At 53.3% G+C, this 3,129-nt stretch carries 1 tRNA gene and 2 rRNA genes (1 of these 3 running past the window's edge); all 3 read right to left on the bottom strand.

Annotated elements, in window-relative coordinates:
- Position 1 precedes the first annotated feature (1 nt).
- Positions 2–78, bottom strand: a tRNA-Met gene (locus CXR43_RS17640).
- Positions 79–145: 67 nt separating this feature from the next.
- Positions 146–260: ribosomal RNA gene (gene rrf, locus CXR43_RS17635) — 5S ribosomal RNA — on the bottom strand.
- 137 nt (positions 261–397) lie between these two features.
- Positions 398–3,129 (bottom strand): 23S ribosomal RNA (locus CXR43_RS17630) (it continues 103 nt past the right edge of the window).

Here is a 3,129-nt window from a genome sequence, read left to right as displayed (position 1 = left end):
TTGGTTGCGGGGACAGGATTTGAACCTGTGACCTTCAGGTTATGAGCCTGACGAGCTACCGGGCTGCTCCACCCCGCGTCCGGACCGAGGGCTATGTGCGATCGGTTTTGTATTGGATCGTATTGAGAGGTGTGTCTCTTTTTAGGTTTGGCGGTGACCTACTCTCCCACGTCTTAAGACGCAGTACCATTGGCGCGACGGCACTTAACGGCCGAGTTCGGGAAGGGATCGGGTGTTTTGCTCGTGCTATGACCACCAAACCGAAGAAGAGACACCCCTGCTGTTGAGCAGGGTAGACATCAGTGTTGTTCCAAGTCAGGTGCACGCATTTGGTGTATGCGTTTTGACTGTCCAGGCGAGGGATGCGCATATGCGCTTTACCTTGCTGTTACTGGATCAAATCAAGCCTATCGAGCAATTAGTACCAGTCAGCTGAATGCATTGCTGCACTTACACCTCTGGCCTATCGACGTGGTGGTCTTCCACGGCTCTCAAGGGAGATCTTGTTTTGAAGGGGGCTTCCCGCTTAGATGCCTTCAGCGGTTATCCTGTCCGAACATAGCTACCCAGCACTACCGTTGGCACGATAACTGGTCCACCAGTGGTTCGTTCACCCCGGTCCTCTCGTACTAGGGGCAACTCTTCTCAAATCTCCTACACCCACGGCAGATAGGGACCGAACTGTCTCACGACGTTCTAAACCCAGCTCACGTACCTCTTTAAATGGCGAACAGCCATACCCTTGGGACCTGCTCCAGCCCCAGGATGAGATGAGCCGACATCGAGGTGCCAAACGATGCCGTCGATATGGACTCTTGGGCATCATCAGCCTGTTATCCCCAGAGTACCTTTTATCCGTTGAGCGATGGCCCTCCCACTTGGGACCACCGGATCACTATGACCGACTTTCGTCTCTGCTCGACTTGTCAGTCTTGCAGTCAGGCAGGCTTCTGCCATTGCACTCAACGACCGATTTCCGACCGGTCTGAGCCTACCTTCGCGCGCCTCCGTTACTGTTTGGGAGGCGACCGCCCCAGTCAAACTCCCCACCATGCAGGGTCCCGGATCCGGATAACGGACCGCGGTTAGACATCAAGAAGGCGAAGGGTGGTATCTCAAGGATGGCTCCACAAAGACTAGCGTCCCTGCTTCAAAGCCTACCACCTATCCTGCACATCACATTCCTGATGCCAGTGCAAAGCTGGAGTAAAGGTTCATGGGGTCTTTCCGTCTAACCGCGGGTAGTGTGCATCTTGACACACAGTTCAATTTCGCTGAGTCCACGTTAGAGACAGCGGGGAGATCGTTACGCCATTCGTGCAGGTCGGAACTTACCCGACAAGGAATTTCGCTACCTTAGGACCGTTATAGTTACGGCCGCCGTTTACTGGGGCTTCAATTCAGAGCTTGCACCCCTCCTTTTAACCTTCCAGCACCGGGCAGGCGTCAGACTGTATACGTCGCCTTACGGCTTCGCACAGCCCTGTGTTTTAAGTAAACAGTCGCCACCCCCTAGTTTGTGCCCCCCACCTCTACTTGCGTAAAAGTGGGGCCTCCTTCTCGCGAACTTACGGAGGCATTTTGCCGAGTTCCTTTAACGTGGTTCTCTCAAGCGCCTTGGTATACTCTACCAGTCCACCTGTGTCGGTTTAGGGTACGGTCTGATGAAGGGCTATTTCCAGGGACCTGTAGGCAGCCCACCCAATCCGATAAGGGCAAACTACGTTTCAGATCCGTCACTTCCTTCTGGCCACGGAATATTAACCGTGTTCCCATCGACTACGCCTTTCGGCCTCGCCTTAGGGGCCGGCTTACCCTGCTCAGATTAGCTTTAAGCAGGAACCCTTGGACTTTCGGCGAGGGGGTCTCTCACCCCCTTTGTCGCTACTCATGTCAACATTCTCGCTTCTGATCTCTCCACCGGATGCCTTACAGCCCGGCTTCACAGAAAGAACATTGTCTCCGTAACGCCCTAAGACGTTAAAGAGACAGCGTTCTATATCACAGAACGCTCCGCTACCACGCATATTGCTATGCATCCTGAGCTTCGGCTCGTGGTTTGAGCCCCGTTACATCTTCGCCGCAGGACAGCTTATCTAGACCAGTGAGCTGTTACGCTATCTTTAAAGGATGGCTGCTTCTAAGCCAACCTCCTGGTTGTTTTGGCCGTCCCACATGCTTTCCCACTTAACCACGAATTAGGGGCCTTAGCTGCAGGTCAGGGTTGTTTCCCTCTTCACGACGGACGTTAGCACCCGCCGTGTGTCTCCCGGATAGTACTCTTGGGTATTCGGAGTTTACTTAGACTCAGTAAGGCTGTGGGCCCCCATCATCCATGTAGTGCTCTACCCCCCAAGGTATTCGTCCGAGGCGCTACCTAAATAGCTTTCGCGGAGAACCAGCTATCTCCAAGTTTGATTGGCCTTTCACCCCTAGCCACACGTCATCCAGACCCTTTTCAACGGGTGTTGGTTCGGACCTCCAGTAAGTGTTACCTTACCTTCATCCTGCACATGGCTAGATCACTTGGTTTCGGGTCTAATCCAACGAACTCATGCGCCCTTTTAAGACTCGCTTTCGCTGCGCCTACACCTATCGGCTTAAGCTCGCTCGTTAGACTAAGTCGTTGACCCATTATACAAAAGGTACGCCGTCAGGTCTCATGGACCCTCCGACTGCTTGTAGGCGTTCGGTTTCAGGAACTGTTTCACTCCCCTCGTCGGGGTGCTTTTCACCTTTCCCTCACGGTACTGGTTCGCTATCGGTCAGTAAGGAGTACTTAGCCTTCGGAGGTGGTCCTCCGATCTTCAGACAGGATTTCACGTGTCCCGCCCTACTTAATATGTCCTGTAAAGCTTCCTGTACGGGACTGTCACCCGCTATGGTTGGCCTTTCCAGACCATTCCAGTCACTCTTCCAGGCTCGGCTGGTCCGCGTTCGCTCGCCACTACTAGCGGAGTCTCTATTGATTTCCTTTCCTCCGGGTACTTAGATGTTTCAGTTCCCCGGGTTTGCTCTAAACCCCCTATGTATTCAGGAGTAAAGTACCTGGTTCACCCCATTATTGATACCGGTAAAGGTAACAATAACAGAATGTCAGGTGGGTTCCCCCATTCGGACATCCATGGA

Origin of the sequence: Pseudotabrizicola formosa, from assembly GCF_002900965.1 — a bacterium.
Classification (GTDB): Bacteria; Pseudomonadota; Alphaproteobacteria; order Rhodobacterales; family Rhodobacteraceae; genus Pseudotabrizicola; species Pseudotabrizicola formosa.
The sequence above is the reverse complement of the archived record's forward strand: the minus strand, read 5'-3'. Positions and strand labels throughout refer to the sequence as shown.